Source organism: Rhodococcus sp. NPDC060176 (assembly GCF_042728675.1).
Taxonomy (GTDB): domain Bacteria; phylum Actinomycetota; class Actinomycetes; order Mycobacteriales; family Mycobacteriaceae; genus Rhodococcus_F.
On record NZ_JBHWYS010000004.1, the window covers coordinates 192,549 to 212,219 of the forward strand.

The window sequence follows — 19,671 nt, forward strand, 5'->3', positions numbered from 1 at the left end:
GGCGACATGACCTTGTCGCATGACATCTCCGGTAGTGGTCCCACGCTTGTGCTCGTCCACGGCATCGTCCATCGACGGCAGGCGTGGGATTCGCTTTTGGACCAGCTGACGCCGTACCGCCGCGTCGTCACCGTCGACCTGCCGGGTCACGGAGAGTCACTGCTGCCCGAACTCGGTCCTGACGTCATGGGACAGCTGATCGACGATGTCAGTGAGTTCGTCAAGGAAGTAACTCCGGCAGGGGAGCGCGCCCACGTCGCCGGAAACTCGCTCGGCGGCTGGATTGCACTCTCGCTGGCGGCGCGCGGAGACGTCGCGTCGGCAACAGCTCTTTCGCCGGCCGGGTTCTTTGTCAATCACCTCGATCAGGTGCGAGCGATCAACACGTTCCGTGCACTGCGCGGCACGGCCAAGCTCATGGGCGACGGATTGCCACGCGCATTGCGGTACAAGCTGATTCGCTATCCGGCGCTCGCCGCGTTCTTCGCTCATCCGAGTCATGTCGGGTATGCGGCGGCGTTGGCCGACTGCCGTTCGCTCGTGTCCAACGAACTCGTCGACCTCGGTCTCGAGATGGACTTCGTGTTGCCGCCCATCGTGGATCCCACTGTGCCGGTGACGGTTGCGTGGGGTCGACGCGATCTCATCCTGCCCGTGTATCAGGCGCAGCGCGTGAAAAAGCCGTTCCCGCAGGCAAAGTTGATGGTTCTGCCCGGTCTGGGGCACGTACCGATGACAGATGCCCCCGAGCTGATCAGTTCGATCCTGCTGGCAGGAAGCGAACCGTTCGGCTCGAGGGCAAAATCTGTGAGTGCTGCAGGCTAGATGGTTCCGCCTGCTGCGTTCGGCGCACCGGTGGTGTCACCGACGGTGCTCATCTCACGGGAAACGAAGTCTTCGAGGTCGAACAGGTTGGCGCCTGCGCGATCCGCGATGGTGAGAAGTGTTGTCATGCTTGCCACTTCCTCGACCTGCTCCTTGAGGAACCACTGCATGAACTGCTCACCGAGGTAGTCGCCTTCTTCGCGGGCAGTGCTAGCGAGCTGGACGATCTGCTCGGTGACCGTCTTCTCCTGCGTCAGCGCGAGGGCGATGGGCTCGCGGGCATCCTTGAAGTCGGCCTTCGCAGCGTCGACGCCGGTGAGTTCGACGTTGATGTCGCGATCGAGGAAATACTGAACGATCATCATGGCGTGGTTACGCTCTTCCACAGCCTGCTTGTAGAAGTGCTTTGCCAGCTGTGGCAGATCCGCATTGTCGAAGTAAACCGCTGTCGCGATGTACTGATGCGAAGCGTTGAACTCGTTGCGAATCTGGTCTCGGAGTAGTGCGTGGAATTTGGTCATGTGAGTCTCCCCAGAAGTCATGAATTCCAAGATAGTGCAGGTCAGAGGCCCTGTCATCCCAGTCTGACCTTATTGTGGTAAGCGTTCCCAAACTAAAGAAGACCTAATTTTTCGCCGAATTCCGTGAGGTTATCGAGCCCGGTGAAATCGAATGTTTCATTTAGGAATGTCCATTTCACCAGGCGAGTTCCGCGCATTTACCGTCACTTCCCTGTAGTTCCACCTGTACGGTGGCGTGTTCGAGTTCGAAGGCCTCGGTAAGCAAGGTTTGGGTGGCCGCGAGCACTGTTGTGGGATCGGCGTCACTTGCCGCTGTGACGTGAACGGAAGCAACTTCCATCCCCGAGGTGAGCGTCCAGACGTGTAGATCGTGCGCGTCGACGACGCCCGGGAGGGTGTTGATCTTCTCGATGATCGACGTGACGTCGATGCGATCGGGAGCCTGCTGGAGCAGGATGCGGACGGCATGGCGACCCAGGTTGAAGGCGCGCGGCAAGACGAAAAGGCCGATGGCTACGCCGATGACGGGGTCGGCGTAACGCCAACCGAACGCGAGCGTGACCAAGCCGCTGACGAGGACGCCGATGGACCCGACCATGTCCGCCATGACTTCGAGGTAGGCGCCGCGGATGTTGATACTTTCCTTCGCGCCACTGCGCAGCATCAGGAAGGCGATGACGTTCATCGCCAATCCGACGACGGCGACTATCGCGACGGGGAGGCCGGGAACCTCGGGCGGATCCGAGAATCGGCTGGCAGCCTCGTAGAGCACCCATCCGGCGACTGCGAAGAGCAGGATCGCATTGGCCAGTGCTGCAAACACTTCCGTGCGATACATGCCGAAAGTGCGGTCGGGGCGCCGGGCGGCACGCTGTGCGACGAGGATCGCGGCGAGCGCCATGAAGATGCCGAAGATGTCGGTGAACACGTGCGCCGAGTCCGAGAGCAGTGCCAGCGACGAGGTGAAGAGTCCGACCGTCACCTGCAGAACGAACGTCACCAACCCGAGGCCGGCGGCGATCCACAGTTTGTTGACATGCTTGCCGCTGTTGCTGGTCGCAGCCTCGGCGGGGGAGATTCCGTGTCCGTGTCCGTGTGACATCGAAGATCCTTTCGTCGACGTCAGCCTAGACACATATGCATATATGCGCAATAGTGCATGTCTTAAAAACTATGCAACATAGTTGTATGGTGGCGGCGTAGACCTTCATTTGTCATCGACGCGAGGACCGAGAAGTGGGACGACATCGAAAAGCCGAGCCGATCAGACCCGGCGGGCGCATAGCCGCGGTTTCCGTGGCGACGGGCGCAATCCTGGCGTCCGGCACTTCCATCGGGCACGCATCGCCGCCGCCGGTTGCAGTCGAGGATGTGGCGGCGGTGTCGGTGCCGGAGATCCTCGACCTTGTTCGAACGACGGATCTTGCCGGAATAGCCGAACAACTCGGCAAGACGCGACAACTCGAATCCGAGCGAGCGGCGCTGACGTACGAGGCAGAGAAGCCGCAGGTGATGGCCCCCGTCAGCGGGACGATGACGTCCAACTTCGGTCCACGGTGGGGAACCACCCACTATGGTCTCGACATCGCGAACGCGATCGGAACACCCATCGTGTCGGCGACCGACGGTGTTGTGCTCGAATCCGGCCCCGCGGCGGGATTCGGGCTCTGGGTCCGCATCCAGCAGGATGACGGGACCGTCGGCGTCTACGGACACATCAACGAGGCGCTCGTGGTCGCCGGTCAGAAGGTGCGGGCGGGTGAACTGATCGCGACCGTCGGCAATCGTGGACAATCGACAGGACCACACCTGCACTACGAGGTGTGGCAATCTGACGGACAGAAGACCGATCCGCTCGCGTATCTGAATTCCCGGGGCGTGTCGTTCGGGGAGAAGACCACGGGCGACTGAAGTTCTGTCACGACGCGATGGAGGAGCAATGCAGGGGCTGGGCGGACTCGAAGTCGAGGTCATGGATGTGCTCTGGCAGTCCGACGACGCACTCTCGGTCAAGGATCTGGTCGAGATCTTGGGCGAGCGTCGACAGCTCGCGTACACCACCATCCTGACCGTCGTGACGCATCTCTACGACAAGGGGTGGGTGAGTCGCGAGAAGAAGAGTCGCGCCTACTTCTATCGGCCGAGCCGCACCCGTGAAGAAGCCACCTCCAGGGCCCTACGCGAATTGTTGGACAGCAGTTCCGATTCCGCTGCCGTGCTGTTGCACTTCGCCAAGACCATGACGGACGCCGAGAACGAGGCCCTGCGCCGAGGTCTTTCCGGGGAAGGTGCGCAATGACATTGGCGTTGCCGATGCTTCTCGGTGCGGTACTCGTGGGATTCTTGGTTCCGAGAGCGTTGCGAGCTGTTTCCTCGGCGTTGTCACCGGCGGTGCTGCTTGCGGCGTGGCTCGGCAGTATGGCGTCGGCTCTGTATCTCGCTCTCTCCGCGGTCTTGGTTCTGGTGTGGCCGAGCCACGCACCGGTCGAGGGGCTGGTCGACGGTATCGCTCGGTGTTTCAGCGCCTTCGCGCACGGCACTAGTTCGTGGGTGGGTGAACTGATCACCGGTACAGCCGTTGCTGTGGTGGGTTTGATCGCCGTTCGGATCGTGTTGGCCGGCCGCAAACAAGCGCGTGAGCATGCGAGAGTCCGAGATTTCCATCGTGATGTTCTCTCGATCGTCGCGCGCCGCGACAACTCGGAGTCCGACGTGTTGTGGTTGGATCATCCGCTGCCGATGGCGTACAGCGTCGCCGGAAAGCCTGGATTTGTTGTTGCGACGCAAGGCTTGTCATCCGCTCTTACCGGAGGCGAGCGTGACGCGGTTCTCGCGCACGAGCGTGCGCACCTGAGCGGCGGTCATCACCGAATCGTCGGTGCGTGCGAAGTCTTGGCCGCTGTTCTGCCGCGAGTGCCGTTGTTCGCGGCGGCACCTGCTGCCGTCGGCGCGATCGTGGAACTGTCAGCGGACCGGCACGCCGCTCGCGTCACCAGCCCGGCTGCGGTGCGTTCCGCTCTTGCCGTGGTGTCGAAATCGCCGCTTCCTCAGCCGGACTGGAGCTTGGGCGATCGCGGCGGCGCGACCGCAGTGCGATTGCGTTCCCTGGTGGACGGCGACGTGGCGTCGCCTCGGCGACTGACCTGCGCGGTGGCGGCCTGTGTGCCGGCGGCTGTCACGACGGCCGTTGCCGCAGCCGTGACGGTAGCCGTCTCCGCGGGTATCTGCGCTGCTGTGACCTGAATCCCGTACTCAGGCGAGTGTCCGCCAGTACCACCAGAAGGCCTCGGTGATTGCAAGCACCACAAGGAGCATCCATACCGTGGGCACTACCGAGTGGTATCTGGCGGCGGTGGCGGTCGTGGCGCTGTTGGTTCGCGAAACCGCAAGGTGCAGGGCGCAATACCAGAGTGAACACACCACCGAGATCCAGACGATCATGCAGTAGGGGCACAGCGCCTGGATCGAATAGAGACTCGCGAAGATCAACCAGTGAACAAATGTCGCGGCCAGGGCCAGCCCGGCGAGTGTGGCGAACCAGCACCACCGCGGGAGAGATACTCCGTTAGCAGCGAGGACCCCGACAGTGGTGAGCGCGGTGAAGCCGATCAGACCCGATATCGGATTGGGGAATCCGAACACCTCGGCCTGCGGTGAACTCATGATGGTGCCGCAGCTGATGATCGGGTTGATGCTGCACGACGGTACGTACGCCGGGTCGCTCAGCGTTGCCAGCTTCTCGAGCGTCAGGACGAATGACGCGATCAGGCCGGCAAGGCCGGCGACAGCCAGAATGCGACCGGTAAGGACGGAGTTCATTGTCCCAGTACGGTGTCGATCTGGGCTTTCAGATCTTCGTAGGTCGGCATCGGGGCCAGTTTCACATCGTTCAGAAAGAGGGTCGGCGTGCCCTGGACGCCGAGGCGTCGACCTTCTTCGAAGTCGCGCTCGACCCGCTCGCGGACGCCGCGGCTGCCGAGGTCGGATTCGAATCGGTTCATGTCCAGGCCGAGATCTTGTGCGTAGGAGCGGAACAACGCCTCCTGCGATTCGGCAGATTCACCCCACTGCGACTGCGTCTCGTACATCCGTTGATACATCTCGACGAACTTGCCCTGGCGAGATGCGGATTCGACGACCTGCGCCGCGAGAGTGCTGTTGGTGTGACTCGGAATCGGAAAGTATCTGATGCCGAACGTGATTCGATCCTCGTACTCGGCTCTGATTCGCTCCATCGTCGGGTACAGCGCGCGGCAGGCCTCGCATTCGAAGTCGAGGAACTCGACCAGGTTCACCTTGCCGTCGGCGGCCGAGGTCAATCGGTACGCGTCGTCGGTGAGGACGGCGGTGGATTGTGCTGCCCGATCGGCGCTCTCGTTGTCCGCCCGGATCGGATCGACGGTGATGAACGTGATCAGTGCTACCGCGAACACCGCGATCAGGGCGGCGGATATCTTCATGCTTCTGGACACTGCTGTGCACCTGGACCTTCCGTCGAATTCCTAAATACTATCCAACATAGTAGTTAGGTGTAGAGTCGACGGTACCCGCATGGAGACGAAGGAGGACCCGCCGGTGAAGCGTTCGTGAACGACACGCCGCCGCCGTCGATCGGGCAGATGCTGGAGTGGGATACTTCGTCCCTCCCGCTTCTTCCTGCGCTGGGAGTTGTTCTTGCACTCTGGTATTGGACTGGCGCTCAGCGAGTTCGCGCGAGTGGGAGACCGTGGCCGTGGCATCGGACAGCGTGTTTCCTGGGTGGGTGCCTGCTGCTGATCGCGGTAACCGGACTGAAGGTCGAGAGCTACGGCTACGAACTCTTCAGTGTCTGGATGTTCCAACACCTGACGCTCTCGATGGCGATCCCGCCGCTCTGGGTACTGGGCTCGCCGGGACTGCTGCTACTGCGTTCGACGCCGCACCGAGGGATGGGGAGAGGCATTCTCGCGCTTGCCCTCTCGGCATTGCGTAGCCCGCCGGCGCGATGGGTGTTGCACCCCGGTTTCACGATCCCGGTATTTCTGTTCAGTTACTACGGGATCTATCTGTCGCCGATCTTCGACACCGTCTCGGCGTTACCGGCCGGACACGTCTCGCTCGAGATCTTCTTTCTCGCCAGCGGTCTGCTCTTCATCATGCCGGTGCTCGCGACCGGCCCACTCCCGGTGCGGCAGAGCTACCTCGGGCGGTGTTTCGACCTGTTCGTGGAGATGCCGCTGCACGTGTTCATCGGCGTCGTACTCATGATGGCCACAAAGCCGCTGCTGACCACGTTCGTGGATCCGCCTCCGGAGTGGGGCGTGGATGTCATGCAGGATCAGCAGCTGGCGGGCGCCCTCGCGTGGTCGTACGGAGAGCCCGTCGCGCTGGTGGTGGTCGTGATTTTCGCGATGCGCTGGAACCGGGACGACAAACGGATGAATGCCGCCCTGGACCGCCGCGCCGAGATCGACGGCGACAGTGATCTTGAGGCGTACAACAATTTCCTCAGAGCACTGAACGCCGCCGAGCGGCCTGAGACTCGGTAGGCCGGTGGCCCTCAGACGCCGCCGCCGGCGGGCGTCGGCGCCATTGCGTCGGCAGCGGCCGGGGTGTTCATCTCGCGTGCGACAAACGTTTCGAGGTGGAACAGGTTGTCGCCTGCGCGGTCGACGATGGTGAGAAGTGTTGTCATACTTGCCACTTCCTCGACCTGTTCCTTGAGGAACCACTGCATGAACTGCTCGCCCAGGTAGTCGCCGGTATCGCGAGCTGTACGTGCCAGCTGCGTCACCTGCTCGGTGACCGTCTTCTCCTGCTCGAGTGCCAATTCGACCGGAGCCCGGACACTGTCGAATTTCGTCACGACGTCGTCGATACCGGGTACGTCCACGTCGAGGTCGTTGTCGAGCAGGTACTGGATCATCATCATCGCGTGACCGCGTTCCTCGGTGGCCTGGCTGTAGAAGCGCGCGGCCATCTGCGGAAGATCGTGAGCATCGAAGTACACCGCTACCGCGATGTACTGCTGCGATGCAGTGAACTCGTTACGGATCTGCTGACGCAGCAGAGTGGTGAATTCGCTCGAGTTCTTCGCCTGTGTCATCCCAACAGGTTACTGGGTCGTCGCCGCTGAGAGGGAGCTACTTCTTGTCGAGCTGATCGATGATGAAGCCGAGAGATTCCGGTCGGTACCCGTAGACGAACGAGTCCTTTTCGCCGACGTACCAATCGCCGCACTGAAAAGAACTGCCCTTCTCGACCCCCGTCGGCCACCACTGTGCGGACAACGATGCGGGACGAGTTTCGACGGTGGGTCGTGCGATGCAGCTGTTGTGATCTATCTCCGCGATGTTCGCAGTCATTCGCAGGATGCGTTCGTTGCCGGTGGTGCGGATGACCTCGTCGATACCCGTTGCGCCGGCGGGAACCCAACTCGGCAGTGTGTCGATTCCGTTGGATGCTTGTGCAAAAGAGAAGGTTTCGGTTTTCTTGTACGCCTTGGAGTCGTCGAACTTCTCGAAGGTTCCGGAGCAGGACGTCACGAGTGCAGCAGCTCCGACGGCGGCGGCAACGACGGCGAGAGTGCGGAATCGGCGGTGTGTTGTGTTCATACCTTCACGGTATTTTTCGGCCGCCGATTCCGCGTCCTGCCGGAAAGCGATTTGTTCGCCGGGCTTGTCCTCCCGCGGTACTACCGGAACTCAGGGCGATTACCCCGTGGTGATCAGATCCTGTGGAATCTGCTGATCGTTGGCCAGGGCGTCGAAGAACTGCGAAGCGCGCGCCTTGTCCCACAACAACACGTTGCCCGAACCGTCCACGTCCTCGAAACCGGCGACCGGAACCGTCGTGGTGGTCATCCCTCCCCGAAGCGCCCAGGCGAGTGAGGCCAGATTCCAGATGTGATCGCCTTCGTCGACCTGTAGAGATTTGGCGGTATCGGAGACGAGTGGCCACAACCGGAACGGATTGAGGAACGTGGTCGGACTCGTCGCCTTCGACAGCAACGCCGACATGAACTGGCGCTGGTTGTTCATGCGGTCGAGGTCGGCGAGCGCCGTCGCGCGAGTTCGCACGAACCCGAGTGCATCCGAACCCTTCAAGTCCTGGCACCCGGCGGGGAGGTTGATCCCGGCCAGCGGGTCGTCGATCGGCTGAGCCAGGCACACGTTGACGCCGCCGACGGCGTCGACGATGCCCGCGAACCCGCTGAATCCGATCTCGGCGTAGTGGTCGATGCGAAGCCCCGTTGCCTCCTCGACGGTCTGCACCAACAAGGGAGCGCCACCGAAGGCGAAGGCGGCGTTGATCTTGTCCGAGCCGTAGCCGGGGATCGGAACGTACGAGTCGCGCGGGATGCTGACCATCGTCGTCTTCCCGCTCTTGGGGACGTGGACCAAGATCACCGTGTCAGTGCGCTTGGGTCCGGTGTCGCCGCCCGTCGCAAGGGCTTGCTCCTGCTCGGGGGTGAGCCCCTCACGAGAGTCGGAGCCGACGATCAGCCAGTTCGTTCCCGGAGTATCGGCGACGCGTCCTGCGTAGTCAGGCAGCGCGTCGATTCGATTGAGCGAACTGTCGACGTAATAGAGCGCACCGGCCAATGCGAGCAGCAACACCAACAACGTGATGCCGATACGTTTACCCCAGCTACGACGCTTACGTGGGCGTCGCTGCTTCGGTGGTTCAGGAGGGCGCGGCGGGGCGTTCGGCGGGGTTCGGCGCGGCGGAGCGGGCGCGTACTTGGCCTGACGCTGCGGATCCTGACGCTGCCCACCCTGACGACGGGGATCGTCCTGGAACGGCTGCGGGCGCTGGGTCGGTGCCCAGTCCTCGCGTCTGGGTTGCTGCGGCGCTTGTTGTGGGGCCTGTGACCAGGCCTGATTGGCCGGATTCTGCTGCGGCGGGCGTCCGTCGCGGCGTATGACCGTCGGGCCTTCCGGCGGCATCGGTGGACGCCGCTGCGGGGGTGGGCCCTGACGGGGTGGATTCGGGCGTGGAGGGTTCTGCCTCGGAGGCATCGGTCCACGCGGAGGTGGCCCTGGCGGCTGGCGCCGCGGAGGGCGCTGAGGATATTCGGAGTCGCCGGTCACCAGTTCACGGTACCGGTCACGGCAGCCAGGAGACGTGATCGCGCAGGAGGGCGTAACCGATGAACGCCACCATGTCGATGAGAGCGTGGGCGATGACCAGTGGCCAGAGTTTCCCGGTGCGCTGCCAGTACCGGCCGAACACGAGCCCCATGATCACGTTTCCGACGCCGCCGCCGAACCCCTGATAGAGGTGGTAACTGCCGCGCAGGAGTGACGATGCGAGCAGCGATTTGTTCTCGCTCCAACCCAGCGTTCGGAGGCGAGTGATCAGGTAGGCGACGACCAGCACCTCTTCGGCGCCGGAGTTCGCGATTGCGGACAGTACGAGGATCGGCACCCGCCACCAGTGGTCGTCGAGCGCGCTGGCCTGGACGGTGAGGTTGACGCTGAGCGCCTGAGCCACGAGATAGAACACCAGGCCGGGGAGACCGATCACGGCGGCCAAGCCGAAACCCGGGGCTATGTCGCGTCCGAATCGAGGTTTGGGAGTCAGCCCCGCAGCACGCGGACCGATCCCCGAGCGCCACAGTAGATAGAGTCCTAGCGCTGCCCATGCGAGAAGCTTTGCGACGCCCAGTAATTGGCGCGCCAGGTCGATCCAGTCGATGGCGGCCCGCGAGGGATTGAGCGCAACCGTCTGATCCGAGAGCGCAACCGGCGTCGCCAAGGATTCGGCGAGCGACAGGATCCCGGACAATCCGCTGAGTCCGAAGGTGACCAGCAGGACGATCGTGATCTCGATCCAGACTCCGCGTCTGGCGGCCGGATCGAGCGCCGGGCCGGCCGGGACGGGAGTCGGCGGCCGTAACCACGTGCGGACGGTTTCGCGGGCATTCACCCGCGCAACGCTAGCCGTTCGATGCGCCGCCCGATCGGAGGCCGTTGAGGAAAGGGCACCCGACCAGCATGCGGATGGCGCGGCTCAGCGCGGGAGCGTCGTCGACGGGGTTGGCGAACGGCATCCACACGTCGCGGTCACCGGTGTGATCCTCGACCCGCAGGCGCAGGCCGTAGCGGTCGATGCCGAGTGGCCGAACGCGTCCGGTGCGCATGTACGGGGGAAGCTTGCGCACGAGCAGGTCCACGAGGTCGCGGTGGTCTTCGTCCAGATGCTGCAGCCACGCCGTTTCCATTTCCCAGAAGGGATCAGGGCTGGCGTTCAGCAGTTCGTCCACGGCGACGGGTTCTGCTCCCGTCGAATCAGCGACTACAGCCGAGGCCAGGCTCAAACGAAGAAGGACCGAGGTGTGGCCGATGTCGAGAAGTCCCGGGTGGGGATGTTCGGATGCGACGTCGTCGGCGAGAACGCGTGCCTCGTAATCGGGCACCGCGTGCAACGTGCCGCGAAGCCACACGAGGGAGCGCACGGGCTCGCGCAGTCGCAGTGGTGCGTGATCGGTGATCTCGAGGACGGCAGGCAAGCCGCCGCCGCCGGAGTTCCAGGCCAGAGCCGCGGCTGCGGAGGCATGTGGGACTGCAACGACGACGTCACCGTTCGAACGCAGGTGATGCACCGACGTGACGGTGGGGTCGCTGCCTTCGATGGCGAGAACTGCGTCCTGTGCGCGCACGCAGGCGCTGCGGACGCGTTCGGCGGTGGACGGGCCGGTGCTGGTCTTCGTTGCCATGCTGCCCCCTTGGCGGGTGTTCTTTCGAACTCCATCGGATGATGAGGTAACCCTAACCTAAGGCGCTCCGGTGTGAATCGCAAGACTTTTACGCAACTCGCGTGGAATCCGTCGACTTCGCCGGGGTTACGGTTTGTCCGTGGCCATTCCTCTCTCACTCGGGCTGCCCGCCCCGAGAAACTCGCGCGGACTCCTCGAAGCACTCTTTCTCCCCGTCGTTCCGGCGTCCACCCTGATCGGCGCCGAAGCCGCGGGCCGGGTGGTCGTCCGCCTCGACATCGATCCCGAGAAACTACGTGCGGACACCGGTGCGTCGTACGAGGCCGTGCGTTTCGACCTCGACGTCACCACCGACCAGATCGACGACGCGATCGCACTGCGCCTGCCCGCTCCGCTCGCGGTGTACGTCGACGGCGGTGAAGAGGATCTGACGCCTGCCGAAGCGGCACTGCGACTGTGCGAAGGTGGCCGGATTCCCGGACTCGCCGCCGGTCGTACGCCCACCGAAGTGGCCGATTTCCTGGCGGTACTCGCGCACGAGTCCGTCGGTTTCGTAGCCCGCGCAGCCGACGCCGACGAGGTGATCGCCTTGCTGTGTGGCACCGTCGCCGCACTGCGTGGTGATGACGTTCGCGCCGCGATAGTCGATCCGAAGCCGGAAAAACTCACTGCTCTGATCCCGGAAGCCGCGTCCGCGATGCGCGAGGTGCTGCTCACGATCGAGGTTGCGGATCCGCAGGCGGTGGAAACCGCTCTGCGTGCCGCGGGTTTGCAGTGACCGGCGCGGGTCGGTGCGTAATCTCGTAGGCGTGCCAAGAATCGCGTATTTCGGTCCGTCGGGAACCTTCACGGAGATAGCTCTCGCCCAGTTGGAGGCTGAGGGCGCGTTCGGCGAAACCGTCGAGCGAGTACCGGCAGGAAGTCCGCCGGCGACGCTCGACATGGTTCGCGAGGGTTCGGTCGACGGGGCCGTGGTTCCCTTCGAGAACTCGGTGGAAGGCGGCGTAGCGCCGACGCTCGATTCGCTGGCCCTCGGTTCGCCGCTGCAGATCGTGGCCGAAACCGATCTGGACGTGAGCTTCTCCATCCTGGTTCGAGCCGGGGCTACCGCCGATCAGGTCCGCACGATCGGGGCCTACCCACATGCGGGCGCACAGGTCCGCGGATGGATCGCCGAGAACCTTCCACAAGCCGAGGTAGTGCTGGCCTCGTCCAATGCCGGTGCGGCCCTGGATGTGCAGGCCGGAACCGTCGACGCCGGTGTGTCCACGGCGCTGGCCGGTCAGATGCTCGAACTCGACAGCCTCGCGGACAACGTCGCCGATGTGGGCGGTGCCCGCACGCGCTTCGTGCTGGTCACCAAGCCGGCCCCGGTTCCGCCGCGGACCGGGGCCGATCGCACCGCGCTGGTGCTTCACCTCGACAACGCTCCGGGCTCTCTGGTGCGTGCACTCTCCGAATTCGCAGCTCGCGGTATCGACCTGACTCGGATCGAATCGCGGCCGATGCGAACGGAATTGGGTACTTATCGCTTCTTCGTGGACTGCGTCGGGCACATCGAGGACTCGTTGGTGGCCGAGGCGATGCGTGCACTGCATCGCAAATCCGGAGTCCGCTTCCTCGGATCGTGGGCAACAGCGAATTCGACCGGGCCGCAACCACCTTCGGACGAAGAAGCAATCAACTGGATCGACGAGCTCAAGCGGGGAGAGGGAGAACGATGACCGGAAGGCTCATCCTCGTTCGGCACGGTCAGACGGAGGCGAATGTCGCCAAGCGTCTCGACACCGCCTTGCCTGGAGCAAAACTCACGCCGGCAGGGTTGGCGCAGGCCGAAACGTTGGGCATCGGCCTCGCTTCGGCCCCGCCCCTCGCACTTGTGTCGTCGTTGGCGTTGCGTGCACGGCAGACAGCAGGTTTCGTGGAGCAGGCGGCGGGCGTCTCCCTGGATGTGCGGGACGGACTGCACGAGGTGCAGGCCGGGGATCTCGAGGATCGCACCGACGAAGCCGCGCACCGACTGTTCATGGAGACGTTCCATCACTGGCACACCGGGAACCTCGGCGCCCGCATTCCCGGCGGCGAAACGGGATACGACGTCCTGGAACGGTACGTCCCCGTCGTCAACGCGTTGCGGGAAGAATTTCTCGAAGGCTCACGCGACGGCGGAGACATCGTCGTGGTCAGTCATGGTGCGGCGATCCGTCTTGTCGCCGCCCAACTTGCCGGTGTCCCCGGTCTGTTCGCCGCCAACAACCACCTGGCCAACACAGAGACCGTCGAACTGTTGCCCTCGGCCGACGGCGGCTGGGAGTGCCTGCGCTGGGGAGCTGTGAATCCGCCGTTCGAGCATCGGCTCATCCCCGGTGCCGACGACGTGATGGGCTGACCGCCTGCTTCACCACCAGCCGGTCTGGACGCTCAGTTGGCGCCCGAGTTCGGCGGACAGGGTGCTCACGTAACTGGCGGTCAGGTGGTGGGAATCGTGATACACCAACACATTTCCCTCCACGACGCGGCACAACTCCGGTCCGCACACGCCGTCGCTGAGGTCGAGTAGCCGGACGTTGGTCAGATCGGCGATTGCCGACGGCGCCGGATTGACGTCGCTGAGCATCTCCGACCGTGGCATCGCGCAGTGATCGGGTGACGTGGTGGTCGCCAGACAGTCGATCGCGCGGTAGGCGACGCCGTCGTGATGCAACCACGGGGTGTCGCGAATGGCGAGCACGTCGATACCGTCGCGCCCCAGTTCCTCCCACACGTGCACGTACGACTCCGGCGTCACGTCGCCGGGACCGTCGGAACTCGGCCTGGTTGCTGTCGTGAACACGAAATCGGGTGAGGCGTCGGCCAACTCGGTCAGCACTCCACGCGACCAGTCGACGCAATCCGGATAATCGTTGTCCGACAACGTCTGCATGGAGTCGATCGTGAGTGGGCAGCCCATCTTCAGATACGTGTCGACGCGGAACCCGTGGCTCTTGCCGAGTTCGTCGAGCGCAGTGAGCCAGTGTTCGGAGTGCGAACCGCCCGCGAGAGCGATGGTTCTGTCGGCCTCGGCGTCGCCGTAGGTGCAGTGGACGACGTCCCGCTCGAGAAAATCGGCGATACAACCGTCGAGCGTGCTGGCCGGAAGGTCCAGCGGCGCATCGAAGATCGAGGGAACCATCGACGCCTTGGGTACATCGGCACCGTCCGTGAGCGCGAGTGCGCCGGGATGGGTAGGGAGGTCGAGGGTGTCGACCGCCCGTTGGCCCGTCGTCTGGCTGCTCGCGTACGACTGCCAAGCGACCGAAGCGGCGAGGACCACGGCAGCGGTGATGACACAAGCCAGAACGGTGAATCGGCGCGAGCGGCCTCCGCGCTCCACCGGAACCTCGACCAGGCGCCGGAGTGCGAGCGCCCCGGCGACGGAGAGGGCGATGATCAGTGCCCCGCTGAGCGGGCCGGCTTCGGGGCGTCCGGTGATCACGAGTGCAAACACCAGGATGGGCCAGTGAATCAGGTACAGCGCGAACGCGAACGAGCCGAGCCACGTCAGAGCCGGATGGGCGAGCGTCTGCGACGTCCAGGGTGCGTCGTCGCCGACTCCGGACAGGATCAGCGCAAGAGTTGCCAGCACCGGTACCAGCGCCCACGGGCCGGGGAACTGCGCCGCGCCGTCGAGAACGACTCCGCACAACAGGATCGACGAAAGACCCGCCCAACCGATCGTTGCCCGGATCGAGAACGGCAACGACGCGATCTGCCGACTGCGCGTGCTGGTCATCAGAACCGCGAGCAGACCTCCGAGAGCCAATTCCCACAACCTGGCACCGGAGTCGTAGTACGCCCAAGCTTGATGGCGTGACGATTTGGCGAGCGCGTAGAGGAAAGATCCGGCGGCCAGAACGAAGAGGGTGACCGCGAGCGAGGGTCGAAAGTAGTTCGGATTCACGCGCGAAGCCAGGTAGGCGATCACCGAGACGAGTGCAATGGCCAGGAGATAGAACTGACCTTGCACGGCCATCGACCAGAGATGCTGCAGGGGAGTGACCGAACCATCGGCGGCCAGGTAATCGCTTGCGGTGCTGGCGAGCTGCCAGTTCTGGAAGAAGCCGAGCACCGCGATCAGTTGATCACCCAGATCTGCCCAGCGCGTCCGCGGCAACAGCAGCGCGGTCCCGATCGCAGTCAAGACGCTGACCACCGCGATCAGAGGAAACAGCCGCAGAAACACCCGCCGCAGCGCTGGGAGCGGGTTCGACGAGCCCCCGGCTTCGGCGCGTCGAACCAGTGAGCCGACGAAGAAGTACCCGGACAGAACCAGGAAGACATCCACCCCGCCCGATACCCGTCCGAACCACACGTGGAACACGACCACCAAACCGATGGCAAGGCCACGCAGTCCGTTCAGATCTTGTCGGTGAGGTGTTGTTGCCCGTTCTTCGGTCGGCCGATCGATCGTGCCGACCGAGTCTTGTTCGCCCGGTGACGACGGTTGACGCGAGAACTGCATGCTGAAGTAAGGCTCCGGGCGTTGAAGGGACGCCCCGAGGTTACCCGGAAGTGTCCGGCGTCGATTCCTCGAGTTCGGTTACCAGCGCGTTCACGGCTTGCCGAAGGCGGTGGGGTGTTCCGGAACTGATGGATGTCCATTCGGTGCCGTCGGCAGCCCGAGTGGTCGAACCCACGAGCCGGCCGGCCAAGGTGTCGTACACCGTCACTGCGCCGGTCATGAGCGTCGTCGCTCCCAAACTGTGTGGTATTCCGACCAATTCGGCGAAAGCGGTACAGGTGACGATTGCGCTACCCAGTTGGTGCGCTTCGTCTTCGGGTATCCCGGCGTTGATCAAGGCAGAAGTCACGCTGTCGGCATCCGGGCCGGCGCCGAATGCCAGGCTCAGCATTTCGGTCGGTGCGTTGATCACGGCGATCGGCATTGCTTCGGCGCTGCCGAGCGCGGTGACCACGGGCACGGCCGGTTCGGACGTGACACTGCGTAGTGCAAACGAAGACTCGGTTGATGTTGCTTCGACACAAAGGAATTCGCCCTGCGCGATGCAGAGGCGTGAAATGCTTCCGCCGGCATGCCGACGCAGCGCCAACTCCCACTTGGGGTGAGTCAGGACGCGCAGGCGGGCACTGAGTTCGTGATGGATCTCCCCACCGGGGAGGAGATCGCGCTCGGAGAGTGAATCTGCCGCGGACTGCATCGCCGTATGGTGAGCGCTCGCACTGCCGTGGACCGACGCGCCACCGAGAACCACGGGAAGCGCGTCGAGTCCGAGTCGCTCACGTACATAGTCGATTTCGTCCTGTGACACCGTGACGACCGGCAAATTCCAGCCGTCAGGTGTGGTGCCGAGATCCACCGTCAACGCTCTGCAGTTTCGAGTGCGCCACCGATCACCGAAGGGATGACCGTCCGGCCGTCGGCGAAGTGCTCGAAGTGCTTGAGATAATCGGGTGTCTCGTGCTCGGTCTCGTCTTCCGATTGGGCGGCATGACGGCCGCCGGCGATCGGCGCAGATCCGCTTGCGGTTCGGGCGGGATCCACTCTGACGGTATCCGCGGTGCCCTGAACCGGCGAGGTCACGGGGTTCTGGCGTGCGGCGCTCTGGCCGGTGGAGGGATCGGGAAGAGCGTGCCGGCCGATGCTGACGCTCGACGACGAGTCTGCACTTGTTCCGACTCCGGTAGTCGCAGATGCTGCGCTGACCTGTGCCGGTGCCCGGCTTGCCGACGGGGTGCCGAACAGTGATGGTGTGGAAGCACCGAGCCTTGCGCCGCCGAGTCGTGCTCCTGCCGTCGCGAGAGCTGATGCGGCACTGGTGGCGCCCGTGACTGCGGTTGTCGTGGCCCCGGCGGCGGCCGCCGCTCCACCGGCGATGGCACCGGCCTGCGAGGCAGCGGCGGCAAATACCGGGCTGGAAACTACAGATGCGACAGCAGCGGATGCGGCGCGCACAGGATCCGCGATTACGTCAGCGAGCGTGGATGCCGCGTGCACGACGGACTGTCGAGCGGCGCTGCCTGGGCTTTCGGCCGAAGCGGAAGCCCCAGCTGTGGGTTCCGCGATGGACGGTGGTGAGTCGAAGTTCTGCTGCACGGCCAGATGGGCCGTTGCGGCGTCGTACGTTTCCATCGTCACCGCCGCTCGAATCTTGAGAGCTTCTTCAGCAGCCTCGGCTGCAGCGGCCCCGCCTACCAACGCCCCGCCGATGGAGTACGCGGCGACCTTGGCCGCTTGAACCGCTGCAATCTCGGGCAGGGACGGCATGGCGAGCGTGGCAACCGTGTACGAGCCGGACTGCACCTGGGCCTTACCTGCAGTTTCTCCCGCGAGCAGCGCGGCCGCACCAGCCCATTCCTGGAACGGTGCGAACTTGCTCAACGCGGCATCGGCTGCTTCTCCTGACCACCCGGTGCGAAGGTCCGCCATCACGCGAGAGATGGACGCAGCGGTGTCGGTAAGTCCGGACGAAACGGTGGACCAAGCACCGGCCGCCACACCGAGAGGGACCGGCCCGGCCCCGGCGACCAGTGCTGCAGAGTTGGGTGCTGCGCCCCGCGGATACCAGATGACGCCCGTGATGCCGACCATTGTTCTTCCCCCCAGGAAGTGTGACTGTGTTGCCGAGTTCGAAGTTGTCGAGTTCGAAGTTGCCGAGTTCGATCGCTGTCGATCAGATCGGTGCGGCCGCCAGGCTGGTCTTGGTGAGCTGGTCTTCGAGCTCGTAGGCAGCTGCATTCTTGCGCAGAGCCGCCGCGGCCGCGGTGAGCTCCTCGATTGCCCGATCGGTGGACGAGGCAAGGCTGCCCGAGATGGTGTTGAAGTAATGTGCCGCGCTACCGGAGACTTCTTCGGACCCGGCCGGAAGGACACGCAGCGTCGGCTGCGCAGTGGAGACGATTCCGCGCAAGCGCGTCGCCGCAGACTCGAGTTCTATTGCGGCGGCAACTAGGGCTTGAGGATCGACGTACATAGTGCCGAACTCCTTCCTGACCAGGGCGGATAAGTGGTCGGGAGGTCGTGCACACAGCCGTCGAAATCCCCCCGCACCTAGTTTGATGCATGCCGGTCGCTTTTGGTTCCCCCCAAAATCGGACGACTTTGCCCCTATCCCCAGCCGAGTTCGTGCAACCTGTCCTCTTCGATGCCGAAGTAATGCGCGATCTCGTGGATGACGGTCACTGCAACCTCGTGAACTACCTCGTCCTCGGATGCACAGATATCGAGGATCGAATCGCGGAAAATGGTGACCGTGTCCGGCAGGTACCCGCCGTAATGAGAATCCCGCTCGGTCAGAGCGACGCCCTGATACAAACCGAGCAGCCCCGGTTCTTCCTCGTCACGTGCTTCGACCAGCACCACGACATTGTCGATGGCCTTCGCAAGTTCCGGCGGAATCAGATCCAGTGCCTCGCCGACCAGTTCCTCGAACCGGTCGGGCGTCATAGTCACTGTCATGGCTTACGACGGCGGAGCTGCGCCGGGCAACGGCGTCGGCAACGACCGACCTTCCGGTGCAGCGGGTGGCGGAACCGGAGCGGCACCGTTGATCAGGATCTCGCCCTTGGCGCTTCCGGTGATCGCGGCAAACCCGCCGGTTTCGACCTCTTTGCCGATCGAACAATTGACTCGGCGGCTACCGGCCAACCAGCTTTCCAGTGAAATGTTGTCCCAGAACAGCGTCAGCGTCTTGTCGCGAAGTGCGTCTGCGGAACCCAGGTACTCGTTGGATGCCTGAGTACAGACGCCTTCGAGATAGCGGTCCTGATCTTCCACCGACGGCATCGCGCCGGGGAACTGAGTGCCGAGGTCGATCACCGAAATAACTTCGTATGCATGCGGTTTCGCACAGTCGACCGGATCGGTCGGGAGGTTCTGGTTGATGCCGATGCACGTGCCGACGTCCCACACGTTCGACTGGTCCTGATCCGCCACGCGGCCCGCGAACGGTTGAAGTTCGCCGGTCGTCGTCGAGAACTGCAAGCCGCAACGCAGTGCGCGCTCGCCCGAGGCCCAACCGGATTCGCTCGGGAACATCAGGCCGACGCTGAACTTGCCCTTGGGATCGAATTTCGAACCGAGGTAGGACATGACGATGGGTGTGCAGTGCTCGTCGCGGAGTTCGGCGAATCGAAGGGCGCCCGGGTACCGGGAACCGGGGCCGAATTCGGCGCCGGGGAATACCGACAGGTCGAGTGGACCGGCGACCTCGAAGCGATGCTCACTTCCGCACTGGACCTTCGACATGTCCGTGCGGTCCCCGCCCGACTCGGTTGCAGGCGTCCAGTTGAGGCAGTCGCCGGCCGCAGCCGCGGTGAAAGCGTCGTCGCGAGCGGAGCCCGTCGCTGCTGGACCGCCGCCACTGACACTGACCGAGGACGAGTCGTCCTTGTTCAATCCTCCGGAAATCGCGATCGTTGCGATCGCGGCGACCACCGCACCCACCGCGACGGCAGCCAGGACCCGACGGGTGCGACTCGCGGAGACAGTTTTCTTCGCCGGCGCCCCCTGGGGATCTGCCGGATCTGGCGACTTCTCGATCTTGTCTTCGGACATCGATTCCATCATGCCTGTTGCCGTGGCGATATCGAACCTTCACTACAAAACTCACAATCGCGTCTGTGAGT

General features: G+C 63.8%; 23 protein-coding genes. 8 read left to right on the plus strand and 15 right to left on the minus strand.

What is annotated here, in order from left to right:
- The first annotated feature begins 6 nt into the window (after window positions 1-6).
- Window positions 7-825 (plus strand): alpha/beta fold hydrolase, encoded by an 819-nt coding sequence (locus tag ACFWEM_RS20525; RefSeq protein WP_003944129.1) that lies wholly within the window; start codon window positions 7-9, stop codon window positions 823-825.
- On the opposite strand, the gene ACFWEM_RS20530 is transcribed toward ACFWEM_RS20525, so the two are convergent.
- Together ACFWEM_RS20530 and ACFWEM_RS20535 are read right to left on the minus strand one after the other, a co-directional pair.
- A complete protein-coding gene (locus tag ACFWEM_RS20530; RefSeq protein WP_024487904.1) occupies window positions 822-1,367 on the minus strand; it encodes a ferritin in 546 nt (181 codons plus the stop codon). The genes ACFWEM_RS20525 and ACFWEM_RS20530 overlap by 4 nt on opposite strands.
- 154 nt (window positions 1,368-1,521) lie before the next feature.
- Window positions 1,522-2,448: a cation diffusion facilitator family transporter gene (locus tag ACFWEM_RS20535; RefSeq protein WP_378536472.1), complete on the minus strand. Its 927-nt coding sequence runs from the start codon at window positions 2,446-2,448 to the stop codon at window positions 1,522-1,524.
- Between the two features lie 179 nt (window positions 2,449-2,627).
- Here ACFWEM_RS20535 and ACFWEM_RS20540 point away from each other — a divergent pair, with 179 nt between their 5' ends.
- From ACFWEM_RS20540 to ACFWEM_RS20550, 3 genes are read left to right on the plus strand one after another with little or no spacing between them, the layout of a single operon-like run.
- The gene (locus ACFWEM_RS20540) at window positions 2,628-3,257 is read left to right on the plus strand and encodes a M23 family metallopeptidase (RefSeq protein WP_378537150.1); all 630 of its coding nucleotides are present in this window, start codon (window positions 2,628-2,630) and stop codon (window positions 3,255-3,257) included.
- 28 nt (window positions 3,258-3,285) lie between these two features.
- Entirely contained in the window at window positions 3,286-3,645 is a 360-nt protein-coding gene (locus tag ACFWEM_RS20545) for a BlaI/MecI/CopY family transcriptional regulator (protein ID WP_378536475.1), read from the plus strand.
- Window positions 3,642-4,589 carry a M56 family metallopeptidase gene (locus tag ACFWEM_RS20550; protein WP_378536477.1) on the plus strand — a complete coding sequence of 316 codons (948 nt, stop codon included), beginning with the start codon at window positions 3,642-3,644 and terminating at the stop codon, window positions 4,587-4,589. Before ACFWEM_RS20545 ends, ACFWEM_RS20550 begins: the two co-directional genes overlap by 4 nt.
- Window positions 4,590-4,598: 9 nt before the next feature.
- Here ACFWEM_RS20550 and ACFWEM_RS20555 read toward each other — a convergent pair whose 3' ends face one another.
- Both ACFWEM_RS20555 and ACFWEM_RS20560 read right to left on the minus strand, forming a co-directional pair.
- Window positions 4,599-5,165 (minus strand): vitamin K epoxide reductase family protein, encoded by a 567-nt coding sequence (locus ACFWEM_RS20555; RefSeq protein WP_378536479.1) that lies wholly within the window; start codon window positions 5,163-5,165, stop codon window positions 4,599-4,601.
- Window positions 5,162-5,806, minus strand: a complete 645-nt coding sequence (locus ACFWEM_RS20560; protein ID WP_378536481.1) for a DsbA family protein — start codon at window positions 5,804-5,806, stop codon at window positions 5,162-5,164. Before ACFWEM_RS20560 ends, ACFWEM_RS20555 begins: the two co-directional genes overlap by 4 nt.
- A 126-nt stretch (window positions 5,807-5,932) precedes the next feature.
- On the opposite strand from ACFWEM_RS20560, the gene ACFWEM_RS20565 reads away from it, so the two are divergent.
- The gene (locus tag ACFWEM_RS20565) at window positions 5,933-6,874 is read left to right on the plus strand and encodes a cytochrome c oxidase assembly protein (protein ID WP_378536483.1); all 942 of its coding nucleotides are present in this window, start codon (window positions 5,933-5,935) and stop codon (window positions 6,872-6,874) included.
- A gap of 11 nt (window positions 6,875-6,885) precedes the next feature.
- Here the strand turns inward: ACFWEM_RS20565 and ACFWEM_RS20570 are convergent, their stop codons facing one another.
- From ACFWEM_RS20570 to ACFWEM_RS20590, 5 genes are all read right to left on the minus strand, one after another.
- Entirely contained in the window at window positions 6,886-7,431 is a 546-nt protein-coding gene (locus ACFWEM_RS20570; RefSeq protein WP_378445519.1) for a ferritin, read from the minus strand.
- A gap of 37 nt (window positions 7,432-7,468) precedes the next feature.
- Window positions 7,469-7,939: a hypothetical protein gene (locus ACFWEM_RS20575; protein WP_378536485.1), complete on the minus strand. Its 471-nt coding sequence runs from the start codon at window positions 7,937-7,939 to the stop codon at window positions 7,469-7,471.
- A 99-nt stretch (window positions 7,940-8,038) separates the two neighbouring features.
- A complete protein-coding gene (locus ACFWEM_RS20580; RefSeq protein WP_378445521.1) occupies window positions 8,039-9,274 on the minus strand; it encodes an LCP family protein in 1,236 nt (411 codons plus the stop codon).
- A 160-nt stretch (window positions 9,275-9,434) separates the two neighbouring features.
- Entirely contained in the window at window positions 9,435-10,256 is an 822-nt protein-coding gene (locus tag ACFWEM_RS20585) for a CPBP family intramembrane glutamic endopeptidase (RefSeq protein ID WP_378536487.1), read from the minus strand.
- Between the two features lie 10 nt (window positions 10,257-10,266).
- Entirely contained in the window at window positions 10,267-11,046 is a 780-nt protein-coding gene (locus ACFWEM_RS20590) for a DUF2470 domain-containing protein (RefSeq protein WP_378536490.1), read from the minus strand.
- 139 nt (window positions 11,047-11,185) lie between these two features.
- Here ACFWEM_RS20590 and ACFWEM_RS20595 point away from each other — a divergent pair, with 139 nt between their 5' ends.
- From ACFWEM_RS20595 to ACFWEM_RS20605, 3 genes are read left to right on the plus strand one after another with little or no spacing between them, the layout of a single operon-like run.
- The gene (locus ACFWEM_RS20595) at window positions 11,186-11,824 is read left to right on the plus strand and encodes a hypothetical protein (RefSeq protein WP_378536492.1); all 639 of its coding nucleotides are present in this window, start codon (window positions 11,186-11,188) and stop codon (window positions 11,822-11,824) included.
- Between the two features lie 31 nt (window positions 11,825-11,855).
- The gene (pheA, locus tag ACFWEM_RS20600; RefSeq protein WP_378536494.1) at window positions 11,856-12,770 is read left to right on the plus strand and encodes a prephenate dehydratase; all 915 of its coding nucleotides are present in this window, start codon (window positions 11,856-11,858) and stop codon (window positions 12,768-12,770) included.
- Window positions 12,767-13,435, plus strand: a complete 669-nt coding sequence (locus ACFWEM_RS20605) for a histidine phosphatase family protein (RefSeq protein ID WP_378445525.1) — start codon at window positions 12,767-12,769, stop codon at window positions 13,433-13,435. Before pheA ends, ACFWEM_RS20605 begins: the two co-directional genes overlap by 4 nt.
- 9 nt (window positions 13,436-13,444) lie before the next feature.
- Here the strand turns inward: ACFWEM_RS20605 and ACFWEM_RS20610 are convergent, their stop codons facing one another.
- The 6 genes from ACFWEM_RS20610 to ACFWEM_RS20635 form a co-directional block, all read right to left on the minus strand.
- Entirely contained in the window at window positions 13,445-15,547 is a 2,103-nt protein-coding gene (locus tag ACFWEM_RS20610) for an acyltransferase family protein (protein WP_378536495.1), read from the minus strand.
- Window positions 15,548-15,587: 40 nt separating this feature from the next.
- Window positions 15,588-16,403, minus strand: coding sequence for an ESX secretion-associated protein EspG (locus ACFWEM_RS20615; RefSeq protein WP_378536496.1), 816 nt, complete (start codon window positions 16,401-16,403; stop codon window positions 15,588-15,590).
- A 2-nt stretch (window positions 16,404-16,405) separates the two neighbouring features.
- Window positions 16,406-17,635, minus strand: coding sequence for a PPE domain-containing protein (locus ACFWEM_RS20620; RefSeq protein ID WP_378536497.1), 1,230 nt, complete (start codon window positions 17,633-17,635; stop codon window positions 16,406-16,408).
- A gap of 82 nt (window positions 17,636-17,717) precedes the next feature.
- Window positions 17,718-18,017, minus strand: coding sequence for a PE family protein (locus tag ACFWEM_RS20625; protein ID WP_378445529.1), 300 nt, complete (start codon window positions 18,015-18,017; stop codon window positions 17,718-17,720).
- Between the two features lie 134 nt (window positions 18,018-18,151).
- Complete coding sequence (locus tag ACFWEM_RS20630; protein ID WP_007736028.1) at window positions 18,152-18,502, minus strand: metallopeptidase family protein; 351 nt, start codon at window positions 18,500-18,502, stop codon at window positions 18,152-18,154.
- 3 nt (window positions 18,503-18,505) lie between these two features.
- Window positions 18,506-19,612, minus strand: a complete 1,107-nt coding sequence (locus ACFWEM_RS20635; protein WP_081557200.1) for a septum formation family protein — start codon at window positions 19,610-19,612, stop codon at window positions 18,506-18,508.
- Between the last annotated feature and the right edge of the window lie 59 nt (window positions 19,613-19,671).